25 protein-coding genes are annotated in these 25,332 nt (G+C 60.0%); 11 read left to right on the top strand and 14 right to left on the bottom strand.

Annotated elements, in window-relative coordinates:
- Together ACE3QM_RS03490 and ACE3QM_RS03485 are read left to right on the top strand one after the other, a co-directional pair.
- The coding region (locus tag ACE3QM_RS03490) for a hypothetical protein (RefSeq protein ID WP_374420274.1) at positions 1 to 707 on the top strand (707 nt) is incomplete at its 5' end.
- Positions 708 to 796: 89 nt separating this feature from the next.
- Positions 797 to 1,603 (top strand): serine protease, encoded by an 807-nt coding sequence (locus ACE3QM_RS03485; protein WP_374420271.1) that lies wholly within the window; start codon positions 797 to 799, stop codon positions 1,601 to 1,603.
- Positions 1,604 to 1,650: 47 nt separating this feature from the next.
- On the opposite strand, the gene rph is transcribed toward ACE3QM_RS03485, so the two are convergent.
- From rph to ACE3QM_RS03470, 3 genes are all read right to left on the bottom strand, one after another.
- Positions 1,651 to 2,370: a ribonuclease PH gene (gene rph / locus ACE3QM_RS03480; protein ID WP_048408845.1), complete on the bottom strand. Its 720-nt coding sequence runs from the start codon at positions 2,368 to 2,370 to the stop codon at positions 1,651 to 1,653.
- Between the two features lie 116 nt (positions 2,371 to 2,486).
- Positions 2,487 to 3,368, bottom strand: a complete 882-nt coding sequence (locus tag ACE3QM_RS03475) for a PP2C family serine/threonine-protein phosphatase (protein ID WP_048408846.1) — start codon at positions 3,366 to 3,368, stop codon at positions 2,487 to 2,489.
- A 13-nt stretch (positions 3,369 to 3,381) separates the two neighbouring features.
- Positions 3,382 to 4,338, bottom strand: a complete 957-nt coding sequence (locus ACE3QM_RS03470; protein WP_048408847.1) for a serine/threonine-protein kinase — start codon at positions 4,336 to 4,338, stop codon at positions 3,382 to 3,384.
- A gap of 107 nt (positions 4,339 to 4,445) precedes the next feature.
- On the opposite strand from ACE3QM_RS03470, the gene ACE3QM_RS03465 reads away from it, so the two are divergent.
- Entirely contained in the window at positions 4,446 to 5,312 is an 867-nt protein-coding gene (locus ACE3QM_RS03465; RefSeq protein WP_231461828.1) for a YicC/YloC family endoribonuclease, read from the top strand.
- A 63-nt stretch (positions 5,313 to 5,375) separates the two neighbouring features.
- Complete coding sequence (locus ACE3QM_RS03460; protein ID WP_048408849.1) at positions 5,376 to 5,645, top strand: HU family DNA-binding protein; 270 nt, start codon at positions 5,376 to 5,378, stop codon at positions 5,643 to 5,645.
- 69 nt (positions 5,646 to 5,714) lie between these two features.
- Here the strand turns inward: ACE3QM_RS03460 and ACE3QM_RS03455 are convergent, their stop codons facing one another.
- The 11 genes from ACE3QM_RS03455 to ACE3QM_RS03405 form a co-directional block, all read right to left on the bottom strand.
- Complete coding sequence (locus ACE3QM_RS03455) at positions 5,715 to 6,581, bottom strand: NAD(P)-dependent oxidoreductase (protein ID WP_048408896.1); 867 nt, start codon at positions 6,579 to 6,581, stop codon at positions 5,715 to 5,717.
- Between the two features lie 140 nt (positions 6,582 to 6,721).
- Positions 6,722 to 7,081 (bottom strand): EscU/YscU/HrcU family type III secretion system export apparatus switch protein, encoded by a 360-nt coding sequence (locus ACE3QM_RS03450; RefSeq protein ID WP_048408850.1) that lies wholly within the window; start codon positions 7,079 to 7,081, stop codon positions 6,722 to 6,724.
- Positions 7,062 to 8,078, bottom strand: coding sequence for a flagellar hook-length control protein FliK (locus tag ACE3QM_RS03445; protein ID WP_231461830.1), 1,017 nt, complete (start codon positions 8,076 to 8,078; stop codon positions 7,062 to 7,064). Before ACE3QM_RS03445 ends, ACE3QM_RS03450 begins: the two co-directional genes overlap by 20 nt.
- Positions 8,075 to 8,428: a DUF2802 domain-containing protein gene (locus tag ACE3QM_RS03440; protein WP_048408852.1), complete on the bottom strand. Its 354-nt coding sequence runs from the start codon at positions 8,426 to 8,428 to the stop codon at positions 8,075 to 8,077. Before ACE3QM_RS03440 ends, ACE3QM_RS03445 begins: the two co-directional genes overlap by 4 nt.
- 122 nt (positions 8,429 to 8,550) lie before the next feature.
- Positions 8,551 to 8,880 carry a hypothetical protein gene (locus ACE3QM_RS03435; protein ID WP_374420265.1) on the bottom strand — a complete coding sequence of 110 codons (330 nt, stop codon included), beginning with the start codon at positions 8,878 to 8,880 and terminating at the stop codon, positions 8,551 to 8,553.
- Positions 8,877 to 9,287, bottom strand: a complete 411-nt coding sequence (gene fliS, locus ACE3QM_RS03430) for a flagellar export chaperone FliS (RefSeq protein ID WP_048408854.1) — start codon at positions 9,285 to 9,287, stop codon at positions 8,877 to 8,879. Before fliS ends, ACE3QM_RS03435 begins: the two co-directional genes overlap by 4 nt.
- A gap of 102 nt (positions 9,288 to 9,389) precedes the next feature.
- Positions 9,390 to 10,760, bottom strand: a complete 1,371-nt coding sequence (fliD, locus tag ACE3QM_RS03425) for a flagellar filament capping protein FliD (RefSeq protein WP_374420262.1) — start codon at positions 10,758 to 10,760, stop codon at positions 9,390 to 9,392.
- A gap of 40 nt (positions 10,761 to 10,800) precedes the next feature.
- Complete coding sequence (locus tag ACE3QM_RS03420) at positions 10,801 to 11,229, bottom strand: flagellar protein FlaG (protein WP_048408855.1); 429 nt, start codon at positions 11,227 to 11,229, stop codon at positions 10,801 to 10,803.
- A 78-nt stretch (positions 11,230 to 11,307) separates the two neighbouring features.
- Entirely contained in the window at positions 11,308 to 12,156 is an 849-nt protein-coding gene (locus ACE3QM_RS03415; RefSeq protein WP_374420260.1) for a flagellin, read from the bottom strand.
- Between the two features lie 193 nt (positions 12,157 to 12,349).
- A complete protein-coding gene (locus tag ACE3QM_RS03410; protein ID WP_374420257.1) occupies positions 12,350 to 13,198 on the bottom strand; it encodes a flagellin in 849 nt (282 codons plus the stop codon).
- Between the two features lie 248 nt (positions 13,199 to 13,446).
- Entirely contained in the window at positions 13,447 to 17,340 is a 3,894-nt protein-coding gene (locus tag ACE3QM_RS03405) for a glycosyltransferase (protein ID WP_374420255.1), read from the bottom strand.
- 320 nt (positions 17,341 to 17,660) lie between these two features.
- Between ACE3QM_RS03405 and ACE3QM_RS03400 the strand changes: the two genes are divergently transcribed.
- Genes ACE3QM_RS03400 through ACE3QM_RS03370 form a run of 7 tightly spaced genes read left to right on the top strand, consistent with a single transcriptional unit; the run spans position 17,661 to position 25,296 of the window.
- A complete protein-coding gene (locus ACE3QM_RS03400) occupies positions 17,661 to 18,653 on the top strand; it encodes an SDR family oxidoreductase (protein WP_048408858.1) in 993 nt (330 codons plus the stop codon).
- Entirely contained in the window at positions 18,650 to 19,219 is a 570-nt protein-coding gene (locus tag ACE3QM_RS03395) for an SIS domain-containing protein (protein WP_374420250.1), read from the top strand. The genes ACE3QM_RS03400 and ACE3QM_RS03395 overlap by 4 nt, the downstream gene beginning before the upstream one ends.
- Position 19,220: 1 nt before the next feature.
- The gene (locus ACE3QM_RS03390) at positions 19,221 to 20,738 is read left to right on the top strand and encodes a PfkB family carbohydrate kinase (RefSeq protein ID WP_374420246.1); all 1,518 of its coding nucleotides are present in this window, start codon (positions 19,221 to 19,223) and stop codon (positions 20,736 to 20,738) included.
- A 13-nt stretch (positions 20,739 to 20,751) separates the two neighbouring features.
- A complete protein-coding gene (locus tag ACE3QM_RS03385; protein WP_048408861.1) occupies positions 20,752 to 21,852 on the top strand; it encodes a radical SAM protein in 1,101 nt (366 codons plus the stop codon).
- Between the two features lie 8 nt (positions 21,853 to 21,860).
- Positions 21,861 to 22,829, top strand: a complete 969-nt coding sequence (locus tag ACE3QM_RS03380) for a thiamine pyrophosphate-dependent dehydrogenase E1 component subunit alpha (RefSeq protein WP_374420241.1) — start codon at positions 21,861 to 21,863, stop codon at positions 22,827 to 22,829.
- The gene (locus ACE3QM_RS03375) at positions 22,826 to 23,881 is read left to right on the top strand and encodes an alpha-ketoacid dehydrogenase subunit beta (RefSeq protein ID WP_048408863.1); all 1,056 of its coding nucleotides are present in this window, start codon (positions 22,826 to 22,828) and stop codon (positions 23,879 to 23,881) included. The genes ACE3QM_RS03380 and ACE3QM_RS03375 overlap by 4 nt, the downstream gene beginning before the upstream one ends.
- Positions 23,882 to 23,901: 20 nt before the next feature.
- A complete protein-coding gene (locus ACE3QM_RS03370) occupies positions 23,902 to 25,296 on the top strand; it encodes a radical SAM protein (protein ID WP_374420237.1) in 1,395 nt (464 codons plus the stop codon).
- The last annotated feature ends 36 nt before the right edge of the window (positions 25,297 to 25,332 follow it).

The following is a 25,332-nucleotide window of genomic DNA, read 5'->3' as shown; positions in this document are numbered from 1 at the left end:
CCGCTCCGAAAGCTAAAAAAGCCAAGAAGCACGTAGCCAAGAAAGAAGCTTCCGCTGCTCAGAAAGCTCAAGCCGCCAAGGCCGACGCTTCCGCTCCGAAAGCTAAAAAAGCCAAGAAGCACGTAGCCAAGAAAGAAGCTTCCGCCGCTCAGAAAGCTCAAGCCGCTAAAGCCGACGCTTCCGCTCCGAAAGCTAAAAAAGCCAAGAAGCACGCTGCCAAGAAAGAAGCTTCCGCTGCTCAAAAAGCCCAAGCCGCTAAAGCCGACGCTTCCGCTCCGGCCAAAAAAGCCGCTAAAAAGCACAAAAAGCACGTAGCTAAGAAAGAAGCTTCCGCTGCTCAGAAAGCTCAAGCCGCTAAAGCCGATGCTTCCGCTCCGGCCAAAAAAGCCGCTAAAAAGCACAAAAAGCACGCTGCTAAGAAAGAAGCTTCCGCTGCTCAGAAAGCCCAGGCCGCTAAAGCCGACGCTTCCGCTCCGGCCAAAAAAGCCGCTAAAAAGCACAAAAAGCACGTAGCTAAGAAAGAAGCTTCCGCTGCTCAGAAAGCTCAAGCCGCTAAGAAAGAAGCTTCCGCTCCGGCCAAGAAAGCCGAGAAGAAAGATTCCAAAAAAGCTGCTCAGAAAGCCCAAGCCGCTAAAAAAGAAGCTTCCGCTCCGGCCAAGAAAGCCGACAAGAAAGCTTCCAAGAAAGCTGCTTCCGCTGCCAAGTAATCAGGCGGCGAGCATTGCCGGCACCGCTGGCAATCGCACATAATTCGGGGCGCTTCGGCGCCCCGTTTTCATTTGCAAGGCCATTCCCGATGAAACTCCCGCTGCTTGTCCTCAGTTTGCTGCTTGCCCTGCCGGCCTCCGCCGCGCCCAAGATTTCCGCGGAACACAAGATACTGTTCTTCGGCCAGGACGACCGCGTCCGTACCCGCCCCGACCATCAGCCCTGGCTCGCTGTCGGCCAACTGCAAACCCGCTCGCGCACCATCTGCACCGGCGCGCTGGTGGCGCCCGATGTGGTGCTGACCGCCGGCCACTGCTTCATCGACGAAAAAGGCCGCTTCGACCCCGCGGTCAGCTTCACCGTCGGCCTATGGGGCGATGAATACACCGCGCGCAGCAAGGTGCTGGAAGTGCAAGTGGACAAGGCCTTCCTGAAAGGACTGGACCGCCGCGCCGACGGCCTCTACATCCCGCCGCGCATCGCGCCGCGCGATTTCGCCTTCGTGCGCCTGGCCACGCCGCTGGGCGACACCCAGGGCGTGCTGCCGGTGTTCAGCGGCAACGCCAAACAGCTGAGCCAATTGCTGGACCAGCAAAGCTGGACGCTGACCCAGGGCGGCTACCCGGTGGATGATCAGACCCATCTGCTGGTGCACCAGGGCTGCAAGGCCACCAAGCTGCGCCCGGACGGCCGCCTGACCCACCGCTGCGATACGCTAGAGGGCAATAGCGGCTCGCCGGTGTTCGTGATGGGGCCGGGCCAGCCGGTGATCGTCGCGGTGCAAAGCTCGGCGCCCACCGCCGCGCGCCGCAACAAGGAAGACAATATGAGCGTCAGCGCGCCGATATTTTACGAGGCGCTGCAGCAGTTCATCCGCAAGCGCGCGCAGAAATGAAAAAAGCCCCGGCAACGGGGCTTTTTACTATTTCAGGGCTTGCGCCCTCACTCCGCCAGCGCCTGGCGTTGCAACGCCACCAGTTCGCCGATGCCGGCGCGCGCCAGGCTCAACATCGCCTGCAGTTCCTGATCATCGAACGGCTCGCCCTCGGCGGTGCCCTGCACTTCAACGAAGCGGCCGTCGCCAGTCATCACCACATTCATATCGGTATCGCAGTTGGAGTCTTCGGCGTAATCCAGGTCCAGGACCGGCGTGCCTTGGTACAGGCCCACCGAAATCGCCGCCACATGGTCGCGCAGCGGGTTTTCGCTCAGCTTGCCCTCGCGCAGCAGCAGGCCGATCGCGTCGGCCAGCGCCACATAGGCGCCGGTGATGCTGGCGGTGCGAGTGCCGCCATCGGCCTGGATCACATCGCAGTCGATCTGGATCTGGCGCTCGCCCAGCTTCTCCAGATCCACCACCGCGCGCAGCGAGCGGCCGATCAGGCGCTGGATTTCCTGGGTGCGGCCGGACTGCTTGCCGGCCGACGATTCGCGGCGCATGCGCGAGCCGGTGGAGCGCGGCAGCATGCCGTACTCGGCGGTGACCCAGCCGCGGCCCTTGCCCTTAAGGAAGCCCGGCACGCTATCGTCCACGCTGGCGGTGCAAATCACCTTGGTGTCGCCAAACTCGATCAGCACCGAGCCTTCGGCATGCTTGAGGTAGTTGCGGCTGATCCGCACCGTGCGCAAGGCGTCGGCCGGACGTTGGGAAGGTCGCGTCATATCGTCGTCCAAAATGGTGAATGCCGACGATTATAGCAGCCGCCATCCCCGCTTATGGCGCCAAGAACCTGTTTACGATTCACCGCGCGTCGGCAGGACAGCCCTTGAACAATGGCTTAATCGTGCTTGCCCGCCACCCGGCTGGCGAGAATCTCCTGATGCATGGTTTCCAGATTGGAATCCAGTATCGTCCGTCCCAACTGGCGAGGCGTCACTTTCTCGGTATCCAGCAGGTCTTCGCGTTCGCCGTAATCCTGCGCCTCATCCAGCAGCGTCACCCCCGCCGCCGACAGATTGTCGCCGCCGGCGCCGGCGCGACGCTCGGCCACATTCATCAGCGCCGGCAACACCTGGCTGACATTGCGGCGGACAAACACCTTTTCCAGTTCCGGGTCCATCACCTGCGACCATAGGCCGTCGGAACACAGCAGGATGGAGCAGCCGGCGCCGACGTGCTGTTTCTCGCCGACATCGATATCCGGGTCGCTGGCCGCGCCCAAACAGTTGTAAATCTTGTGACGCTCCGGGTGCACTTTGGCCGCATCCTCGCTCAACTGCCCCTGATCGATCAGGCGCTGCACCTGGGAATGATCGCGCGAACGCAGCCGCAGGCCTTTTTCGTCCAGCAGATAGAGCCGGGAATCGCCGACATGGCACCAGTACAACTGACCCTGCTGGATAATGGCCGCCACCACCGTGGTGCTGGGCACCTCCGGCAGCCGGTGATCGGCCGCGTAATCCAGGATCACCTGATGCGCGGTGCTGACCGCATTGACGAGAAAGCGGTTGGGATGGGTCAGCATCGGCGTGGCCTGCTGGTAGAACAACTCGCTGAGCAGGTCCACCGTGATCTGCGCCGCCACTTCGCCTCGCATGTGGCCGCCCATGCCGTCCGCCACCGCCAGCATCACCGCGTCGCGGGAATGCGCGATCACCAAGCGGTCCTGGTTATAGGCGCGCCCGCCGATGCGGCTTTCCTGATAGATCGATAGTTTCATGGCTATCCCCTCATCACGAGCGTCCGCCGGTCAGGTTTTTCAACCATCCCATCCATTTGCTGCCGGCCAATTCCGCCGGAGCCGGCTGCCCGTATTCCTCGGCCATCAGCCGCTTCTGCAGCCCCGCCACCGTGGCCGGCCGCTCATCCGGAGGCAGCGCCAGGCATTGATCGGTCAGTTCCAGCAGTTCCGGGGAATACAGATGGCGGAAGGCCTTGCTCGCCGGCTGCAGCCGGTCGCTTTCCTTGCGCTCCTTGGACACCTGCGGCGTGCCGCCGCCCATGCAGGCGTAAAGACAGGCGCCCAGGGCGTAGATATCGGTCCACGGACCCAGCGGCGCGTCTTTCTCGTATTGCTCCGGCGCGGCGAAACCCGGCGTGTACATCGAGGCGAAGTGCTTGTCGCGGCGCGACAGCGTCTGCCTGGCCGCGCCAAAGTCCAGCAGCAGCGGCGCGCCATTGCGGCGCAGATAGATATTGGCCGGCTTGATGTCCAGATGCAGCAGGCGCTGCAGATGTACTTCGCGCAGGCCGGACAAGAGCGCGGCGAACCATTTGCGCAGACGCCGCTCCTCCAGACGCCCGCCGGCCAGTTCCAGCTCGCGCACCAAGGAGCGGCCATCGGCGTACTCCATCACCATGTAAACCGTCTGATTGGCGCGGAAAAAATTGATTACGCGCACCACGGTGGGATGGGAAATGCCGGAAAGGATGCGTCCTTCCTCGAAGAAGCACTTCAGGCCGAGATTGAACGCCTCGCGGTCCAGCTCGTGCGGCACGGTGACCTGGCCATCATCGTCGCGCAACGCCAGATTGCGCGGCAGATACTCTTTGATTGCGAACTTGTTGTCCTGATCATCCAGCGCCAGATAGACAACGCTGAAGCCGCCAACCGACAACTGGCGGACAATCGTGTACTCCCCCAAGCGGGAGCCGGCCGGCAAGGCTGTCTGCGGGTTCGATTGAGTCATGGGGTATCAGTTGTTATAGTGTTCACAGGCCTTGGATTGAGCTTAGCAAAGCAATTCGGGCCCAGCCTTGAGAATGTTCCAATCCGCTCATCCTAAGGGGGTGTCTGATGATTTTAAGTATGACAGGCTTTGCCGCAACCAGCAGGGAATTTCCCGGCGGTTTGCTCAGCCTAGAGATCCGTTCGGTCAACCACCGCTATCTCGACTTGCAAATGCGCTTGCCGGAAGAATTGCGCGTCATCGAACCGCAATTGCGCGAGCTGATTTCCGCCAAGGTCAGCCGCGGCAAGCTGGAATGCCGCGTCGGCATCAACCAGGTGGACAGCGCCGCGCCGACGCTGGAATTGAACCAGGCGGTGCTGAAGCGGCTGATCGAAGTGTCGCAGCAAGTGCGCGAGCAGGCCGGCGAAAGCCGCGGCCTGTCGGTGGGCGAGCTGATGCGCTGGCCCGGCGTGATGAAAAGCAATGAGCTGGCGCCGGAAGTGCTGCAACAGCTGTGCACGGCCTGCCTGGCCACCGCGCTGCAGGACTTCAACGCCTCGCGCGGCCGCGAGGGTGAAAAGCTCAAGCTGGTGCTGGAAGAGCGCATCGCCGGCATGGAGGGCATCGTAGCCGCGATCAAGCCCAAGCTGCCCGCGATCCTGGAAGCGCATATGTCCAAGCTGTCCAGCCGGCTGCAGGAAGCGCTGGGCAATGTCGACGAGGACAGGCTGAAGCAGGAATTCGCGCTGTTCGCGCAGAAGATAGACGTGGACGAGGAACTGGCTCGCCTCAGCACCCATCTCAGCGAAGTGCGCCGCATCCTGAAAGCCGGCGGCCAATCCGGCAAGCGCCTGGACTTCCTGATGCAGGAGCTGAACCGCGAAGCCAACACTCTGGGCTCCAAATCGGTCTCCACCGAAACCACCCAGGCTTCGGTCGAGTTGAAAGTACTGATTGAACAGATGCGCGAGCAGATCCAGAATATCGAATAAGCATGGCCGTGGCGGCCACCAGGCCGCCGCTGCCGCTCATTGACCTTCGGGAAAGACCAAAATATGACCAAAGCAGAACTGATCGCGGCGCTGGCCGAGAGATCCGGCCTGAGCAAGGCCGATGTGCTCCGAGTGCTGGGCGCTTTTGACGATGTGCTGCAGGACGCGCTGGCCGGCGGCGATGAAGTCACCACCGTGGCCGGCAAGTTCAAAGTCAAGGAAAGCGCCGCGCGTACCGGCCGCAATCCCAAGACCGGCGAAAGCATTGAAATCGCCGCCAAGCGCAAGGTAGTGTTTCTGCCCAGCAAGCAATTGAAGGACAAAGTGGCCTGAGCGCGGCTTCAGCCAGCTTTCCCCACACAGAAACGGCGAGGATGCTCCTCGCCGTTGTCCATTCCCGCTTTAGTTTTGTCGCCAGATCAGCCGCGCGATCGCCGACGAATCCAGCTCACCCTCGCCTTCCGCCACCAGTTGATCAATCAGCGCGGACACCCGTTCGGCTTCCGGCAGCTTGATGCCCTGCTCGCGCGCGGTTTCCAGCACGATGTGCATGTCCTTGGCGTGCAGCTTGGCCTTGAAGCCCGGCGCGTAATTGTCGTCTATCATGCGTTGGCCGTGGATATCCAGCACCTTGCTCTGAGCAAAGCCACCCAGCAGCGCGGCGCGTACCGGAGCCGGATCCACATTGCAGGCTTGGGCCAGCTTCATGATTTCCGCCACCGCGGCGACGCCGACGCCGACAGCGATCTGGTTGCAGGCCTTGGCCACCTGGCCGGCGCCGCTGGCGCCGATATGGGTAATGGTCTGCCCCATCGCTTGCAGGGCCGGACGCGCGCGCTCCAGCGCCTCGGCCTTGCCCCCCACCATGATAGTCAGCGTGCCGTTGACGGCGCCGACCTCGCCGCCGGATACCGGGCAATCCAGGAAGTCGATACCAGCTTCGGCCAGCCGCGCCGCGATGCGGCGAGCGCCATTCGGCGCGATGGTGCTCATATCGGCGCACACCAGGCCAGCGCCGGCGCCATGCACCGCGCCCTGTTCGCCCAACAGCACCTGCTCCACATCCGCGGTGTCCGACACATTGGTGATCAACAGCTCCGCCTGGCCGGCCAGGGCCGCCGGGCTATCCGCCCAGCTCGCGCCAGCCTGCAGCAGAGACTCGGCCCGCTCGCGGCTACGCGCCCATACCGCCACTTGGTGGCCGGCCTTGAGCAGATTCAACACGCACGGCCGGCCCATGATGCCCAGACCGATATAAGCGACTTTCATTTACGACTCCACGATGAAAACGACGACATCCATCGAGGATAAGGGGAAGCGCGCCGCAACGCCAGTGCATGAACGACAAGACTGCACGGCAAAGGCTGCCAAAGCCATGGAACAAAGCACAGCAGACTTTGAATAGACGCTTAGGGCGTAGGTCCGGATTCGGACTCCGGTAGAGGCGCGGGCTTGCGGCCGCCCAACCAGGCTTCGAACTCATAGTCCTTGCCCGAGGCGTGGTGCTCCAGGAAATAGACGAAGGCCAGCACCTCGGCCACCGCGCGGTAGAGCTCGGGCGGGATGTTCTTGTCCAGGTCCACCTGCATCAGCAGCGACACCAGTTCCGGCGAATCGTGCACGAACACCCCGGCCTCGCGCGCCCGGTCTATGATGCGCTCGGCCAGTTCTCCATAGCCCTTGGCCACTACCCGCGGCGAGCGCTGGCCATCCTGATATGACAGCGCCACCGCCGAGCGGCGCTTGTCCTCACTCGGCGGCCGCGCCATCGTCCTTCACCACCAGGCTGGCCAGCGCCAGCCCAGCCGAAGCCAGCCCGGATTCCAGCCGGCTGGCATTCTGAGTGATCAACTGCCCTGCTTGGGCGTCTTCGGCGGCAAACGACACCTGCACCGCCTGTCCCACCAGGCGAATACGCGCCGCCATGCCCCCCAGCGCCGGCAGATGCAACGACAAATTGGTAGACCAGGCCTGCATCTCTTCCTGGCCATTGCCCTCGCGGTCGGCTTCGGACTTTTCCTGCTCTATCACCATCTGCATTGGCTGGCCGGGCCAGGCCATGCCCTGGAACTGCAGCTGCTGGTTTTCCAGGCCGTTGAGCTGGCGCTGCACCAGATTGCCCAATTCCTGCATCTGAGGTCTGGCGTTGACCGCGCCGTGATCGGAAGACGCGGCCAGCGCCTGGCTCATCTTGGCTTGAGGCTCCTGCTTGATTTCGGCCAGGCTGGTGCGGCCGTCGGCAAAGTCCTTCAGATGGGATTCGTAAAACAGGCCGCTCTTGGCCACCCCGTGCTGCAAATCCTCAGCCACCTTGGGCGGCGGCTGCTGCGCGGCATTGACCAGCACCGGCTTGCCGGTGTCGCTGGTCTGGGTGGACAACAGATGAGTCAGATATTTGGAGGCCGGGCTCAAAGCCACTTGCACCGAACTGCCCTTGGTCTGCTCCGCGCTCTCCTTGCTGCCATCCTGCAATAGAAAGGTCAGCGCCGGCTGCAAGGACGCCACTTTCAATTGCAGCGTGTCGCCGCTCACCGTCGCCCCTTGAGGCAGATTCAGCGTGAACAGCGAATTCTTGATCAATACCGCCAGTTGATTGTTATCGAGCCTATCCGCCACGCGCGCGGTGACCTGCTCGCCCAACAGCAGCGTCGGCAGACGACTGGGCAGCGTCGCCGTTTCCAGCAGCAGTTTGGCGCCCTCGCCCAATAGCTGCGAGGGGTTGATCTGCTGAGCCGGCAAGACGCCGGTATTGATCGACGGGATCATGAGGTAGGGCTATTCCGGTACAGGGAAACAATCAACTCGGCCTCGCTGCGGGAAATGCCGCAGCGGGACGCCACTTCGGAAGCCGTTAGCCCCTGGCGTATCATCTCGATCGCCTGATTATAGGGGCTGAGCCCGACATCGCTGTGCGCTTGCTGATCCACGCGCGACAGCAGGCGCGACATATCGCGCTGCAAGGCGCTGATCTGCTGCTGCTGCTGATCCAGATACATGGTGGTCAAGCTATCGCGCTTGCTTTCCAAGCGCAGCACGCGCCAATAGACATAGGCCAGCGCCATGGCCAGCATCAGCCACAGCACAACCATCAGGTATGGGAAGAAGGTGCCGGACATCTTGGTTCCCCATGGAAGAGTTTCCGCCGTGACTTAATTTTATGGCGAAACCTCCAACAACCCAAGGCAAACCCGCCATCGAACCAGCCTCGCCCCAGCGGGGCCGCCGCGGCGACTTGCGCTCAACGATAGTGTTTCAGCACCCGAGAATTCTGGTTGATCAGCACCAGTTCGGCGCGAACATCCTCGCTCCATTGCGCGAGTTCGGCCTGGATCGCCTCGCGGCGCTGAACCAACTCGCGCAAGCCTGCGCGCTGCGGCTCATCCAAGGCCGCCAAGGCATCTTTATTCAGCGCGGCCAGCAGACGCGCCATCAGCTTCTCCTGCTGCGCCTGCAACACGCTGAAGCGCTCGTAATCCTTGGCCGTTACCACCGCGGCAAGCTCGGATGTCAAGGCATCCAACTCCGCCATCAGCGGAGCCAGCGCGGCAACTCGCGTCGCAGCCGTCATGCACCCGCCACCGCGCTCGCGGCCGGCTGACTGCGATCGACCTGCTGCCAAGCCGGAAGTATGGTTTCCAGCAGGCCGCGCACTTCCGCAAGAATCACTTGATCGTTCTTGAGGCTGGCTTGGCCCAAACGGTTTTTCATATAGAGATACAACTCGTTCAGATTGACCGCCGCCTCGCTGCCAGCTTCGACATCCAGCGCGATGCGTAAACCTTCTATGATGTCCATCGCCTTCGAGATCATGCGCGCCTTTTCATCGAAACGCTGCGCTTCGATCGCAATGCTGGCGGTCATGATCGCCTTGATTGCGCCCTCGTACAGCATCACCACGATCCCGATGGGGCTGGCGCCGTATACCGCAGCCTTCAAGGCATCGTTTTCATAGGCCTTGTTGAACTGCTTCAACATTCTGGAATTCAGCATTTTGTAAGCACCCGCTGGCCGGCCCGGCACGCTTTCGTTCTATTCGCACCGGCTCTCGGCTAAAAATCATGACTGGACGACTAAAGCTTATACCTGAGACATCAAACCGCTCAAATTATTGGTACTGGCTGCCATCTTGCTCAGCGTCGAATTCAACGCAGTATATTGCTGAATATACTGCTTTTGCCGCGCGGTCAGCCGGGCGGTGAGCGAATCTTGCGAAGCCTTCTCGGTAGTGATGCGCGAATTGATCGAAGTCTTACTACTTTCCACCACGCCAGTCGGCCCCAACAGACCGTTAATCTCCTTGTTCAGCAGCTGGGCAATCCCATTATTGCTGCTATTGCCAAACAGATTCTTGACCGCGGTCGGGTCTTTCTTCAGAGCGTCATTGAATTTGGTCGAATCCAGCTTGATGGTGCCGTCCTTCTGGATGGCAATGCCAACCTGGGACAGATACGCGAAGGAATTGACCGGGTCGACACCGGGAATAGATTTGGTCAGCACGCTCTGCAGCTGCTGCTGAATGGATAGAACCGAGGCATTGCCCTTCATGCTGCCGGTACGGGCGTCCTTGATGGAGCTAAGCACCTGGTTGTAGGCATCGACGAAGCTCTGCAAGTTCTTGCTGATACCCGCCGAGTCCTGATTCAGGGTCACCGTGGTGTTGGCGTTTTCCTTGTACAGATCCAGGTCCACCCCTGGAATCGCGCCACTGACTTTGTTACTGCCGGAAGTCACTTTGACGCCGTTGACGGTCAGCTCCGCATTGGCGGCCAGCTTGGACTCGCTGGCGGCATCCGCGCTTTGCGACAGCCCGCCCATGACATTACCATCAACCTTGCCCGTATCCGTGCTGCCGGCGCCGGTAATGGCGAAGGCGTTGTCGGTGCCGGAAGAGGTCGAAGCCAGGACTAGCTTGAAGTTGCCGTTATTCTTGACCACCGACGCGTTGACACCCATGCCTTCGGCATTGATCTTGTCGGAAATGGACTGCAGAGTAACCTTGTCGCCCGGCTTGTCACGCAGCTTGACCGTCTGTTCCTTGCCATTGACGGTGAATTTCAGTTCGTCCGGCGCACTGGGAATGTCCGCCTGGGCATCTGTGATCTTAGTACTGCCAACCTGATCAAACACTAGTTGGCGCGAAGTGGCCAGCTTGGACACATTAACGACATAAGTACCGCTAACCCCGCCGGAAGTGGTACTGACCCCAGCCACCGAACTATCACTGGCGGACACTTTGAATGCTTGCAGAAACGACCCGGAAGACAGGCTGGTGATCGAGCTTTGCAGCGCGGACAACGCGGAACCGATCTTGCCGAGGTCGCTCAGCTGGGTGTTATAGCCCTCCAGTTTCTTCTGGCTGGCGAGCAATGGCCGGGAATCGATCGCCATCAACTGGCTTACGATTGTTTGAACGTCGATCGTGCCGACTGATGTAGTTATCCCTGCCATATTCATCACCCCTTATAAATTTTTGAGCCGCTCCTGGGACTCAGGCCTTGTCCTTCAGCAGCATGCCTTTGAAATCGCCAATCGCCTTGGCGATCCGGATCGCGTCCTCGGAAGGTATCTGCCGGATGACCTTCTGAGTTTCCTTATCCACAACTTTCACCACCTGAAGATCCGTGTCCTTGTCCACCGAGAACTCCAGCTGGTTATTGTACAGCGAGGCCACGCTGTTTAGTTGCTTCAGCGAGGACTGCAGCTGCTCGGTAACCGATGGCTTTTGCTTGGCTGCGGTATTCTGCGCTTGCTGCTGCTGCGCTTGACCAGCCGCGGCAACCGCCTGGGCATTGTCCGGCAAAGAGGCAGCGGCCTTATCGGCTCCCTGCCCGCTTTGCGCCAGCTCCACCGTTTGCTGCCGCGGAGCGGATGCGCCCGCGTTGGCAATCGGCAGCGATTGTAAAGAAGGTATTTGCATGGCAACTCTCCTGACGCGCGCAGCTCCGGTTGCCCAACCAACCGGAGCCGCCGCTGGCTCATACCATCATTCTAGAACTTATTGCAGCAGGGTCAGTGCCGACTGCGGCAGCGAGTTGGCGTTCTTCAGAATCGAAGTGCCTGCCTGTTGCAGAATCTGGTTCTTGGTCAGGGTAGCAGTTTCCGCCGCGAAGTCCACATCCACGATACGGCTGTTGGCTGCGGTCAGGTTTTCCACATAGTTCTGCAGGTTGGCCACCACCGCGTCGAAACGGTTCTGTACCGCACCGAAGGTCGAACGGATGTTCGAGATCGAAGCAATGTCGGCATCCAGCGATGACAGCGCGCCCGAAGCGTTGGACTGCGTTGTCACGCTCACGGTACCCGTATTGGTCAGACTCGAGTTGTAGGTGTTCAAGGTACCCGCGGAGGTCAAGTCCGTGGACGAAATGGAAACTTGGTTGTTGGCTGCGCCGGACGAACCCACCTGGAAGGTCAGTACCGAACCACCGGACAACAGGCTGGTGCCGTTGAACTGCGTGGTTTGCACGATACGCGAAATTTCCTGGGTCAGTTGGTCCACTTCGCTTTGCAGCTGCGAACGGTTGGTATTGCTCACCGAGCCGTTGGACGCTTGTACCGCGATTTCGCGAATACGCTGCAGGTTGTTGGCAATCTGCCCCAGTGCGCCTTCAGCGGTTTGCCCGACGGAGATACCGTCGTTGGCGTTCTTGATAGATTGGTTGTTACCGCGGATGGCGGCAGTCAGGGTCTGGGAAATAGCCAGACCAGCGGCGTCGTCCTTGGCGCTGTTGACGCGCAGGCCGGAAGACAGGCGCTGCAGGGAAACCTGCAATGCATTGTTGGAGTTGCCGAGATTACGCTGCGCATTCAGCGACGCAATATTGGTGTTGACGGTAATAGCCATGGTGATTCTCCTGATGTCCAGTTGGGCAAAGCGACTTGCTTATTCACCATATCGTCAGGGTCACAATAAACTTTATAGCTGCAATGTGAATTTTACCGCACCACCATTTTCCCAGCATCTCCGGTATCACGCCGGAAACCAAGCAAAGCAGGACATCCTAGTCAGACAGATGCCCTGCGTTCGCAACCTCAACTTATTGCAGCAAGGTCAGCGCCGACTGCGGCAGCGAGTTGGCGTTCTTCAGGATAGAAGTGCCAGCCTGCTGCAGAATCTGGTTCTTGGTCAGGTTGGCCGTTTCCGCCGCGAAGTCCACATCGATGATGCGGCTATTGGCCGCGGTCAGGTTTTCCACATAGTTCTGCAGGTTGGAGACCACGGCATCGAAGCGGTTTTGCACCGCACCAAAAGTCGAACGAATATTCGAGATCTGGGCAATGTCGGTGTCCAAAGCAGACAAGGCCGCCGAGGCTCCAGACTGAGTCGTCACATTGATGGTGCCGGTATTGGTCAAGCTGGAGTTGTACGCATTCAGGGTGCCCGCGGAAGTCAGGTCAGTGGACGAGATCGACACTTGGTTAGTGGTCGCACCGGACGAGCCCACCTGGAAGGTCAGCACCGAGCCACCGGACAACAGGCTGGTGCCGTTGAACTGAGTGGTCTGAACGATACGCGAAATTTCCTGGGTCAGTTGGTCCACTTCGCTCTGCAACTGCGAACGGTTGGTGTTGCTGACCGAGCCGTTGGATGCCTGTACCGCGATTTCGCGGATACGCTGCATATTGTTGGCGATCTGGCCCAGCGCGCCTTCAGCGGTCTGACCTACGGAGATGCCGTCGTTGGCGTTCTTGATCGCCTGGTTGTTGCCGCGGATGGCGGAAGTCAGGGTCTGGGAAATGGCCAGACCGGCTGCATCGTCCTTGGCGCTGTTCACGCGCAGGCCGGATGACAGGCGCTGCAGCGAAACTTGCAAGGAGCTATTGGAGTTGCTGAGGTTGCGCTGCGCGTTCAGCGACGCAATATTGGTATTTACGGTAATGGCCATGTTATTCCCCTAGAGATCAAGACTGCGTCAAGCGGAACTCCGTGATTTGCGCAGCATGCTTACTAGATCGTCTAAAGGTTAACAAACTTGACCAAAATGGTATTTTTACCAAACCATATCGATTAGCCCCACCGCCAGACCCAAACGCAAACAGGCTCCGAAGAGCCTGTCCAACATAGCCTTATGATTCAGTTGGCCAGCGCAGGAGCCCTGCGCTGAACCGCAAGCATCTGGCGGCTCCAGCAGCCTTAGCCGCTCAGAACCCGGAACCAATCGTCATGATGGTCCTCCAGCCAGTAATGACGCTCCACCCAGGCGCGCAGTTGATCGCCCTCGCGCTCAGCGGCATCCAGATCATGAACGCGACTGCGGATCGCCTCTACCCAAACCCCCACTTCATTCGGCACCCGACATACCGGCGCGTCATTGGTCTGGTAGGGGAAGATATCCGTGCATACCACCGGCCACGCCATCGCGCCATATTCCAGCAGGCGCAAATTGCTTTTGGCCTCATTGAAGGCATGAATCTCCAGCGGCGCAACCGCCAGGTCCAGATCCAGCTTGGCCACGGCTTCCGGATACTCGGCGAATGGCACCGAATGGTGGACCTCGGCAACATAGGGGCGGAATTGCGGCAGGCACATGCCCATGAACACCCAATCCACTTCATCTGCGGTCTGCTTGATCACTTCAAACAACAACTCCAGATCACCGCGATGCTGGGAGGCGCCTACCCAACCTACTCTTGGTTTGCGACCGACCCGGCGCTGAGCACGCAAATCACCCCATATGCTCTTGCGCAGACGGTTAGGGATCACAATGCGCTGATCTATCATGTCGCGGGTAAACTGTTCCAGCGGCTCGGTCGACACCACCAGGGCATCGCATAGGCGCAGAACCTTGCGTAAGCGTTGTTTGGCATCCGGGTACAAACGCTTCCAGTGGTCGTACAGATTGCTCTTTTCCGGCGTGCCTCCAATCAGATCATCGATGCCGAACACCACCCGTATTTCCGGCATGAACTCCCGATAAGCACCCAAGGCATCCTGAATCGCATCATTGATGCCGGTATGCAACAAAAAGGTATCCGGCGCATGCCGCGCCATTTCGACCAACGATAGCAATCCATGCGACGGTTGATGGATTTCGCCATCCAGCTTGCCTTGCTCTTGCAACACGGACAAGGGCTGGCTTAGACGGTATTCACCGCTCCCCCCCGGCACCGGCAAGCCCAATACTCGCTTGCGACCAAGCACTTGCGTATCCCAGGACACCACCTTGTGTGTTTCAAGCTCCATCTTTCGGCCGCTTAAAGACAAGTGGCGGTTAAATCCCGGATCCGTGGCCGCGCTAGGCAGCCAACGCCGCAATGCGGCCTTCAGTTCGTTTCGCTCCCTAACCGCCGCCTCCAGTGCCACGATAGGGTCCACGGTTGCCCTACCAATGCTCTTGGCATGGTGGTGATATAAGGTCACAAAGGGATTGTAGACATTGCGCAGGCCGGCAGCCTGCGCCTTCAGACACAAATCCACATCGTTAAAACATACTTTGAAATCTTCCTCGTCCATGCCGCCAAGCTGGAGATAGACCTCCTTGCTCAGCAGCAGGCAGGCCCCGGTGACCGCGGAATAGTTCTGCATGGTCACCACCCGGTTGAGATAACCAGGTTCAGTCAGATCCTGGCCTTCGAACACGTGATCGGCAATCGCGTACATTCGTCCAGGCAGGCCCAGCACAATGCCCGCATGTTGGATCTTGCCGATTTCGGGATAGATCAGGCGCGCGCCCACCGCTCCGACTCCAGGCTGCTGGGCCGTCGCCACCATGCGCTCCAGCCAGCTGGCAAAAATAATCTCGGTATCATTGTTCAGCAACAGCAGAAACTCGCCCGCGGCATGCTGAGCGGCCAGATTGCACTGGGCCGAGAAATTGAAGGGAGCATCGTAGCGCAGCACTTTCACCCGCCCGGGGAAACGTTGCTGCAGTAGTTGGTAGTACTCTTCCGTTTCGGGCTGCTCGGAGCGATTATCTACGATCAGCAGTTCGAAATGGGGATAGCCGGTCTTTTCGAACAGGCTGTCAACACATGGCTCCAAATACTCCAGCTTGTCGCGAGTCGGCACGATGACCGACACCAGCGGCTGTCCCGCCACTCGGTAATTGAAATGGAAAGTGCCTGGAGCCATCCCCTCGCTGACCTCCGCCTCCGGAATCAGCCCTGCGGCGTGGTTCTGCAAGGCGACCAGCCTTGCCGCCTGGCCCAAAGGCTCGATATCGCGACTGCTCCAAGGCAGGGAAATCAACACATCATCCAGGTGACCAATGCTCCGCGCGCCCTCCAAGGCGAGCAGCCGCAGCAACACGTCATAATGATAGGCATTGGGGAAGGCCTGGAAGCCGCCGATCTTGGCCAAGGCCGCGGAAGAGAAAGCGACCGCGCTGCCGACGTAGTCCATGGAGCGCAGGTAATCCGGTGAAAAATCCGGCAAGAAGGACGGCAGGAAACGCTCACGCATCGGTGAGATCACATCGTGATCGGTATAGATAGCCAGCCACTCCGGATGGGCATCGATCGCCTCGCCCAATCGCAGCAAAGCCTGTGGCTGCAAATGGAAGCCCGCTGGCAGCAACAGAGTCCAATCAGCGGGAACATCGGCAACGACTCCATTCACGGCCGCCGCCACGGTCTCATAATCCTCCAGGCTGTCCAACTGCAACCACCCCAGTTGATCACTACTGTCAAATACCGGATCAGGCACTGGCGCATCCGACAGCACGATCAAACGCCAATGCGGGTACAACTGGCTCTCCATGCCCTGAAAGCTCGCCGCCAAGCGTACCAGTTCCGTCTGCGGAGCCAGGCACAGCAGATTGAATTTGGGACGCAATGACCATTCTTTCATCATGCGCTCTGCCAACTGCTCCGCATGGATCTCGCGGAAATTATGGTTGCGCCACCACAATTGATACTTCCGCGCCTCAGCCGCATCGCCGCCGGTCAAAGGCTTCATCGCGACCTCGCCCCAGGCCTCTGGCATCGGTTTGCGCAGCAAGGGTGGCAGCACGCTGTTCCACAGGGAGAAGACCCCCGGCATGACCTGCTCCAGCAGCCGATTGTTCAGTGCGTACTCCCTAGCCATCCTGGCTTGGCGTTTGCGCAAGTCCGGGTTGTCGATCAGCCCAGCGATGGCGTCAAACCAGCCATCCTCGCTATTGTCAGTCAACAGAGCAAGGCCGGTTCCCTTCAACCAGGCATAGGGCGGCACATCCGACACCACCGACGCGGCTCCCACCAGCGAGTATTCGAGCCACTTCAGATCGGACTTGCCATTATTGAATTCGGACGCTTTCAATGGAGCCAGCGCAATATCCAAACGCAGTTCGGCCAGTTCGGTCAGGTATTGCTGATAGGGCAAAAAGCTCGAAACCCGGCGCACGCCTTTCAAACCGAGCAAGGATTGGGGCACATCACCCCAGAACACGAAGCGGACCTGGCCAGCGTAATCCTGGTAGATGCGATACAAGGCCGCCGACAGCACCTCCATGTCCTTCTTATGCGTTTCGGTACCGGCAAAGCCTATGGTCAGCACATGTTCATCGTCCAGATCGACCAGCGGCTCCACCAGCCGCGCGGAAGCCACGCAGTTGGGCACCACGGAGACATTGGCGTTGTAACGCCTCAGCTTCTCGGCCAGAGTATCCGTCGTGGTGATGATGAGTGCGCAAAACGGCATCAGCCATTCAATGACCGGGAACAGCTCATGAAACATATCGTGCATCGGGTGGCTTTCCGGCATGCCGATCAGCCAGTCATCCACTTCGTAAATGATAGGCTTGCCCGAGTCGATGATCATTTGCAGCAAGGGCTTCCATCCCTTGGAGGGGAAAGCCCGCTGCACGACAAAAGCGTCCATCGCGTCCACGTAGGCCTGTTCGGACTCATACGGAAATTCGCCATTCGGCATCAATTGCGCCGAATTGCTGTAGAAGCAAGTATCGAAAACAGGCGCCAGCATATTCAGCATATCGCCAAGGCGAAGGCGAAAGCAGGCGGCATCCAGGCCATCCCGCGTCAGCACGCCTATCCTCGGTTTCTTGCCTATGATGTCTAGAAGACGATGCTGCAGCTTGTTTTCACTCATTTTCTAATCTCTTTTCTTTAAACATGGAATGACAACGGATAGAGTGCCCGGCAATCGAATTCTGTCGCCTTCCCTCAGCCAACGGCAAGAGCATGGCGACTATTTACTTATTTTCCTTCGCCCGGATCATGCCGCAAGCAGCAAGGCATTGCCACCATATCGACCTCCCTTTAACGCTTCCGGCCAGGCTCCCCGGGCTAAAGGCCATTAGTAGCCTTGCGGCAATGTCCCCCTTTCTATAGCCTACGGCCACTCAAGTTAAGCGTATACCAGACGATAAAATGCTAGCCCGCACACATTGGCATCACAAGGAATCCTCCATGCAAGTCTTGGTAACTGGAGCCGCCGGCTTCATCGGCAGCCATGTCTGCGATCTGCTATTGAATGAAGGCCATCAGGTCATTGCGCTGGATGACCTGTCCACCGGCAACGAACGCAATTTATCTGCTTTTGCCTCGCATCCCCATTTCCGTTTCGTGCGCGCCGACATTCGCGAGCGCGAAACCATAAAGCCGTATTTCGCCGGCGTCGACTGGGTCATCCACCTGGCCGGGCGCTCCGACATCGTACCTTCCATCGAACAGCCGGAAGACTACTTCGACGTCAACGTCAGCGGCACGCTGAACGTGCTGCAAGCGGCCAAACAACATGGCGTCAAAAAGCTGGTGTACGCCGCTTCCTCATCCAGCTATGGCATTCCCGACATTTATCCGACACCCGAAGACACGCCGATCAAGCCAGAGTATCCGTATGCGCTGACCAAGGCGATGGGCGAAGAACTGGTGCTGCACTGGGCTCGCGTCTACCAATTGCCCACGCTGTCGCTGCGCCTGTTCAATGTCTACGGCCCGCGCTCTCGCACCAATGGCGCTTACGGCGCGGTATTCGGCGTCTTCCTGGCTCAAAAGCTCAAAGGCCTGCCGCTGACCATAGTCGGCGACGGCAGCCAAACCCGCGACTTCACTTTCGTCACCGATGTCGCCAATGCCTTCGTCACCGCCGCGGCCTCTGCGCTCAGCGGCGAAGCGCTGAATGTGGGCAGCGGCAACCACTACAGCGTCAACTATCTGGTTGAACTGTTGGGTGGTGAACGAACTTACATTCCCAAGCGCCCCGGGGAGCCTGACTGCACCTTCGCAGACACCCGCCTCATCCGCGAGCGCTTGAACTGGCGCCCTAAGGTCAGTTTCGAACAGGGCGTGGCCATCATGCGTTCTTGCATCCAGGACTGGGCTGATGCACCGGTGTGGACCCCAAACAGCATCGATACCGCCACCCGCAGCTGGTTCACTCATCTGGGGCAGGCATCATGATCACCGATAGCTTCGCAGCGGCGCTTGCCCGTTTCCAACAAGTGCTATCCAGCCTGCGCGTCACTGCGGCGGGACAGGAGTTGGCCGCCGAGCCGGGGCTGCGCCATGCGCTAGCACTGCTGCGCCGGGCCGGAGCAGAGGACCGTGCGGTTTACCTGATAGGCAACGGCGGCAGCGCCGCGCTGGTCGCCCATGTGCAAAACGACCTGGTCAACAAGGCGCGGCTGCGCGCCCATGTGCTGCACGAACCGGCGCTGATGACTTGCATGAGCAACGACTACGGCTATGCGCGCGCCTACGCCGAATTGCTGGAACGCTACCTCAGAAGCGGTGATATTCTGATCGCCGTTAGCAGTTCCGGCCGCTCAGCCAATATTCTGGCTGCGATTGAAACCGCCAGCACCCGTTCGGCCGAGGTCATCACCCTGTCCGGCTTTGCACCGGACAATCCTTTGCGCGGCGCCGGCCATGTCAATATCTGGCTGCCATCGGACGATTACGGCGAGGTTGAAGTCGGACATCAGTTGATTCTTCACTATCTGTCGGACGCGTTAGCAGGGAAATAGCATGAGCATGGAAAAAATCAAACCCCTGGACGCGCTGGGCAAACTGACGCAACAAGCCAGGAAGGCAGGCCGCAAAGTGATCCATTGCCATGGCACTTTCGACCTGATGCACGCAGGACATATCAAACATCTGCAGCACGCTCGCTCTCTGGGCGACATGCTGGTGGTCACCGTCACTTCTGACGCCTTCGTGCGCAAGGGGCCGGGGCGTCCCGTATTCACTGAGCTATTACGTGCCGAAAACCTGGCTGCGCTCGCCTGTGTCGACTATCTGGCAATCAGCGACGCCGAAACCGCGATCAACGCCATCGACCACATCCAACCCCACCTCTATGTCAAAGGCAGCGATTACGCCGATGCCAGCCAGGACCCCAGCGGCAACATCGCGCGCGAGGCAGCGGCGGTGCGCCAGCACGGCGGCGAAGTGTATTTCACCGATGAGATCACCTTCAGCTCCACCAAGTTGCTGAACGATCATTTCGACGTTCTGCCGCAGGATACCCGCCTGTTTCTGGAAAGCTTCAAGAAAAGCTGCCCACTGGAGGATTTCCTCGCTCATGTCCGCGCGTTGGCGAAGATGAAGGTGCTGGTCATTGGCGACGCCATCATCGACGAATACCATTACGTCCATACGCTGGGCCAAACCGGTAAGGGCACCTCGCTGGCGGTGCGCTATCAAAGCGAGGAACGCTTCGCCGGTGGCGCCATCGCGGTAGCCAACCACATCGCCGGCTTCGCCGCCAACGTCACTTTGCTGACCGCGCTGGGCCAGCACGACGACTCGCTGGAATACGTCAGCAGTAAATTAAAGGCCAATGTCCAACTAGAGCACCGCTTCTTCAAAACCGCCCCGACACTGATCAAACGCCGTTTCGTCGATCAGGAGCTGCAGCGTCTGTTCGAGATTTACTTTGGCGGCGAAGAACAGGAGGACGACGCGCTGGAGCAATCCTTCTGCGACTGGATCGCCCTGCACGCCGGCGCCTTCGACGCCGTAATCGTGCCCGACTTCGGCAACGGCCTGATTAGCCGCAAGATGGCGCACAGCATCTCCCAGCACGCTGCCTTCCTCGCGATCAATACCCAAATCAACGGCGGCAACCGCGGCTACCACATCATCACCCGTTATCCGAAGGCGGACTTCCTGTGCCTGAACGAGCCGGAAGCGCGGCTGGCCACCCATGACCGCCAGTCCCCGCTGGAAGAAGTCGCCGCCGACCTGCGCGCCCAGCTGGACGCTCGGGCAATGGCCATCACCCGCGGCGCCAAGGGCGCGCTGATCGTGGATCAGGACCGTGCCGTACCCATTCCGGCCTTGTCCTCCCATGTGGTGGACCGCATCGGAGCTGGCGACGCCTTCCTGTCGCTGGCCGGCCTGTGCATGGCCTCGGGCGCTTCGTCCGAAATGGCTGTGCTGGCCGGCAGCATCGCCGCGGCATTGGATGTGCAAATCGTCTGCAACCGCGAGCCGATCGACCCGGTCCTGTTCGCCAAGTATGCGACCACGCTGTTGAAGTGAAGGAGCAACGCTCATGGACACCTTTCTGATCGACAGCCACAAGTTGGTCTACCACCCGCGCCGCGTCGCCGACTTGATCGAATCCGGCGACGACTGGGAAAAAGCCAAACACATCTACCCGATCTATCTGGAGTTGTCGCCGGTAGGCGCCTGCAACCATCGCTGCACTTTCTGCGCGGTGGACTACATCGGCTATAAGTCGGTGATGCTGGATTACGCGATGCTGGAACAAAGGCTGCCGGAAATGGGGCGGCTCGGCGTGAAAAGCATCATGTACGCCGGCGAAGGCGAGCCGCTGCTGCACAAGAAGATCAACGAGATCGTCGCCTTGACCAAGGCCTCCGGCATCGATGTGTCCTTCACCACCAATGGCGTGCTGCTGAACACCGAGTTTGTCGAACGCTCACTGGACAAAACCTCCTGGATCAAGGTTTCGCTGAACGCCGGTACCGCCGCCTCCTACGCCGCAGTGCATCAGACCCGGGAGCGCGACTTCCAGCGCGTGGTGGACAATCTGAAATACGCCGCCGCCTATAAGCGCCAGCACAATATTGCCTGCACCATAGGCGTGCAAGCGGTGCTGCTGCCGGAAAACGCCGCGGACATGCCGGAGCTGGCGCGCATCTGCCGCGACGAAATCGGCGCCGACTACCTAGTGATCAAGCCCTACTCCCAGCACCTGTACAGCGAGACCCATCAGTACGAAGACATCAACTACCATCCCTATCTGGCGATGGAAGAGGAACTGGCGGCGTTCAACAGCCCCGATTTCCAGTTGATCTTCCGCAGCCACACCATGCAGAAGTACCTGGAAAAGCCTGAAGCCCGTTATCAGAAGTGTCATGCCACCCCCTTTGTCTGGGGCTATGTGATGGCCGACGGCAGCGTCTACGGCTGCAGCGCCTATTTGCTGGACAAGCGCTTCGAATACGGCAACCTGAACCAGGCCGGCTTCCAGGAAATCTGGGAGGGTGAACGCCGCAAGGAAAGCTTCCATTTCATCCGCAATCACTTGGACATCAAGGATTGCCGCCGCAACTGCCGGATGGATGAAATCAACCGCTATCTGGACCGCCTGGTGAACCAGTCGGTGCCGCACATCAACTTCATCTGAGCGCCGCCATGAACTCCGCTCACGCATTATTGGAAAACATGCTGCTGATCCGGCGCACGGAAGAGGCCATTGCCCGCCGCTATCCGGAACAACGGATGCGCTGCCCGGTTCACCTGTCCATAGGCCAGGAGGCCGCTGCAGCCGGCATCGGCCTGGCGCTGGAACGTCAGGATCAGGCGGTCAGCACCCACCGTGCCCACGCCCACTACCTGGCCAAGGGCGGCGACCTCGACGCGATGATCGCCGAGCTGTACGGCAAGGCCAGCGGATGCTGCGGCGGTCGTGGCGGCTCTATGCATTTGTCCGACCCGCAAGCCGGCTTCCTGGCCAGCACCGCCATCGTCGGCAACAGCATACCCATTGGCGTCGGCATGGCGCTGGCACAACAGCAGCAAGGCTCGCGCCAGATCAGCTGCGTCTTTCTAGGCGACGGCGCAACCGAAGAAGGCGTGTTCTTTGAAAGCGCCAACTTCGCTGTCGTGCGCAAGCTGCCGGTGCTGTTTGCCTGTGAGAACAACCTTTACTCAGTTTACAGCCCGCTGTCCAAACGCCAGCCCGCCGGCCGTTCGTTGGCGGGCTTCGCCGAAGCCATCGGCCTGCGCGCCATCACCGTGGACGGCAATGACGCGGAGGCCGTCTACGCCGCGGCATGCGAAGCCATTGTGACAATCCGCAACGGCGCCGGCCCTTGTTTCATCGAGATGCCGACCTATCGCTGGCTTGAGCATTGCGGCGCGTTTGACGACGACCACCTGAACTACCGGCCGGAGGGCGAATTGCAGGTCTGGAAGGAGCGCGACCCGATTCCACGCCAGATCGAGCGCGCCGACGTCAGCCGCGAATGGCTGGCCGCCTGCGAGGCGCGCATCGCCGCCCGCGTAGATACGGCCTTCGCCAAGGCCGAGGCCGCGCCGTTTCCTGACGCGGACAGCGCGCAAGACGACATCTACGCCACGCCACTGGGAGAGCGAGCATGAGCACGATCAACGCCGCCCAGGCCATCAACCAGGCGTTGCGCCTGGCCATGGAGCAAGACCCGGCGGTCATCTGCTATGGCCTGGGCGTAGACGACCCCAAAACCATCTTCGGCACCACCGCCGGCCTGCAACAGCAGTTCGGCCCGCAGCGGGTGTTCGACATGCCCACCTCGGAAAACGCGATGACCGGCATCGGCGTCGGCGCGGCGCTGGGCGGACTGCGGCCGGTGATGTGTCACCAGCGGCTGGACTTCTTCCTGCTGGCCATGGATCAACTGGTCAACAACGCGGCCAAATGGCGCTACACCTTCGGCGCGCAGCACCGGGTGCCCTTCACGCTGCGGCTGATCCTAGGGCGCGGCTGGGGCCAAGGCCCCACCCATTCGCAAAACCTGCAAGCCTGGTTCGCCCATGTGCCGGGCTTGAAAGTGGTGATGCCAGCCAGCGCCGCCGATGCGAAAGGCCTGCTGTTGTCGGCGATCTTCGACGACGACCCTGTGGTCTTTCTGGAGCACCGCTGGGTGCATCCGGCCACCGACGAAGTACCCAAAGGCGATGTCCGCGTTCCCATCGGCAAAGCCAAGACCGTAATGGAAGGCGATGCCATCACCATCGTCGCCATGTCCTATCTGGTGGCGGAAGCGCGCCACGCCTGCCAGGCCTTGGCCCAGGCAGGCGTGCACTGCGATCTGATCGACTTGCGCAGCATCAAGCCACTGGACATGCCCGCGCTGGAGCGTTCGCTGGCCAAGACTGGCCGCTTGCTGGTGCTGGACACCGGCGCCACCACCGGCTCGGTCGCCGGGGAAATCATTGCCCGGCTCAGCATCAGCCATTGGTCGTCGTTCCGCTGCCCGCCGCGCCGGCTTTGCGCGCCGGACTGCCCGGAACCCACCAGCTATGGCTTGAGCAAGGCGTTTTACACAGAAGCAGCCGACATCATCACAGCCGTCGGCGACATGTTGGGATTGGCAACCCTTCCCCTGGATGCCCTCCCCCCCGCCCGTCCCCACCACGATGTACCGGGGGACTGGTTCACCGGGCCATTCTGAAAGACTGCAAGGAGCTTGCCATGAGCGAGAACAAACCCAAGGAAGGCGTCAACCGCTTCGGTCAAAAGACCACCACCATGATTCCGGAGGAAGCGCCGCTGGCCCGCAACCCAGGCCACAAGCTGCGCACCTCCAATGTCATCGTCAATCGCAAGGCGCTGACCGACGCGGAAGCACTGCTGGACAGCTACCAACTGGACAAGAGCAGCGGCCAGAAAATCCAGTTTTACAGCGAAGGCAACCAGATTGGCGTGATCCGCATGTCTGAGGGCGACGGCGAAGAGCATGTGCCCAACCAGTTCACCGGCCCCAGCTTCCGCAACCCGCCGCAGCGTTTCCGCTTCGACGGCCATAAGATGATGCATCACTTGGACCGCGTACTGGCCTGGCAGCGCGGCGAGCGCTTCGCGCCCATCCATATCGACATGGGCCTGACCAAGTTCTGCAACACCGCTTGTATCTATTGCTACGCGGTGGTGCAGAACATGACCAAGGGCACCATGATAGGCCGCGAGGCGCTGCTGTCCTATATCCGCGATTGCGGTCGCCTTGGCGTGCGCTCCATCGGCTTCATCGGCGACGGCGAGCCCACGCTCAACCCGGCGCTGTACGACGCCACCGTGCTGGCCGGCGAACTGGGCGTGGATACCTCGATGGCCACCAACGGCTTGCTGCTGGACATGGACCGCGCTCACGACCTACTCAAGAACATGAGCTGGATCCGCTTCAACCTGTCCGCCGGCACCCGCGAGGGCTTCCGCCGCGTGCATCAGTCCAAGGAAGCCAACTTCGATCTGCTGGTGGAGAAGATCCGCGCGCTGGTGCAGATCAAGAAGGAATATGGCTACAAGTGCACGCTGGGCTTGCAGATGGTGCTGATCCCGGAGTGCTTCGACGAAGTCATCCCCGAAGCCAAGCTAGGAGCCGAACTCGGTGTTGACTACTTCGTCATCAAGCACTGCTCCGACTCCGAGTACAAGGAAATCGGCATCAACTACGATGAATATCTGACGATAGGCGATATGCTCAAGGAAGCGGAAGGCTATTCCACCACCGACTACGTGGTGCAGGCGAAATGGAACAAAATCAACGCCGCCTCTGAATCCGCCCTGTACAAGAACGGCTTCCGCAAATACGACGTCTGCCACGGCACGCCCTTCCTGCTGCAAATCTCCGGCAACGGCAAGGTCTACCCCTGCGGCCCCTTCTTCAACAAGGAACGTTTTTACATCGGTGACCTGCATGAGCAATCGTTCTACGATATGGTAATGGGAGACCGTTACTGGGCGGTGCACAAGGACGTCACCGAATCGGTTGACGTACACAAAGACTGCGCCATTGGCTGCCGACAAGATTATGTGAACAAGTTCTTGTGGGATCTCAAGAATCCCCCCGAACACATCAATTTTATTTGATTCGATCTTCAAATCGGGGCGCTGGAAAACGCCCCG

This window comes from Chromobacterium sp. (assembly GCF_041912965.1).
GTDB classification, from domain to species: domain Bacteria; phylum Pseudomonadota; class Gammaproteobacteria; order Burkholderiales; family Chromobacteriaceae; genus Chromobacterium; species Chromobacterium aquaticum.
Note: the sequence above shows the minus strand (reverse complement) of the source record. Positions and strands in the feature narration are given on the sequence as shown.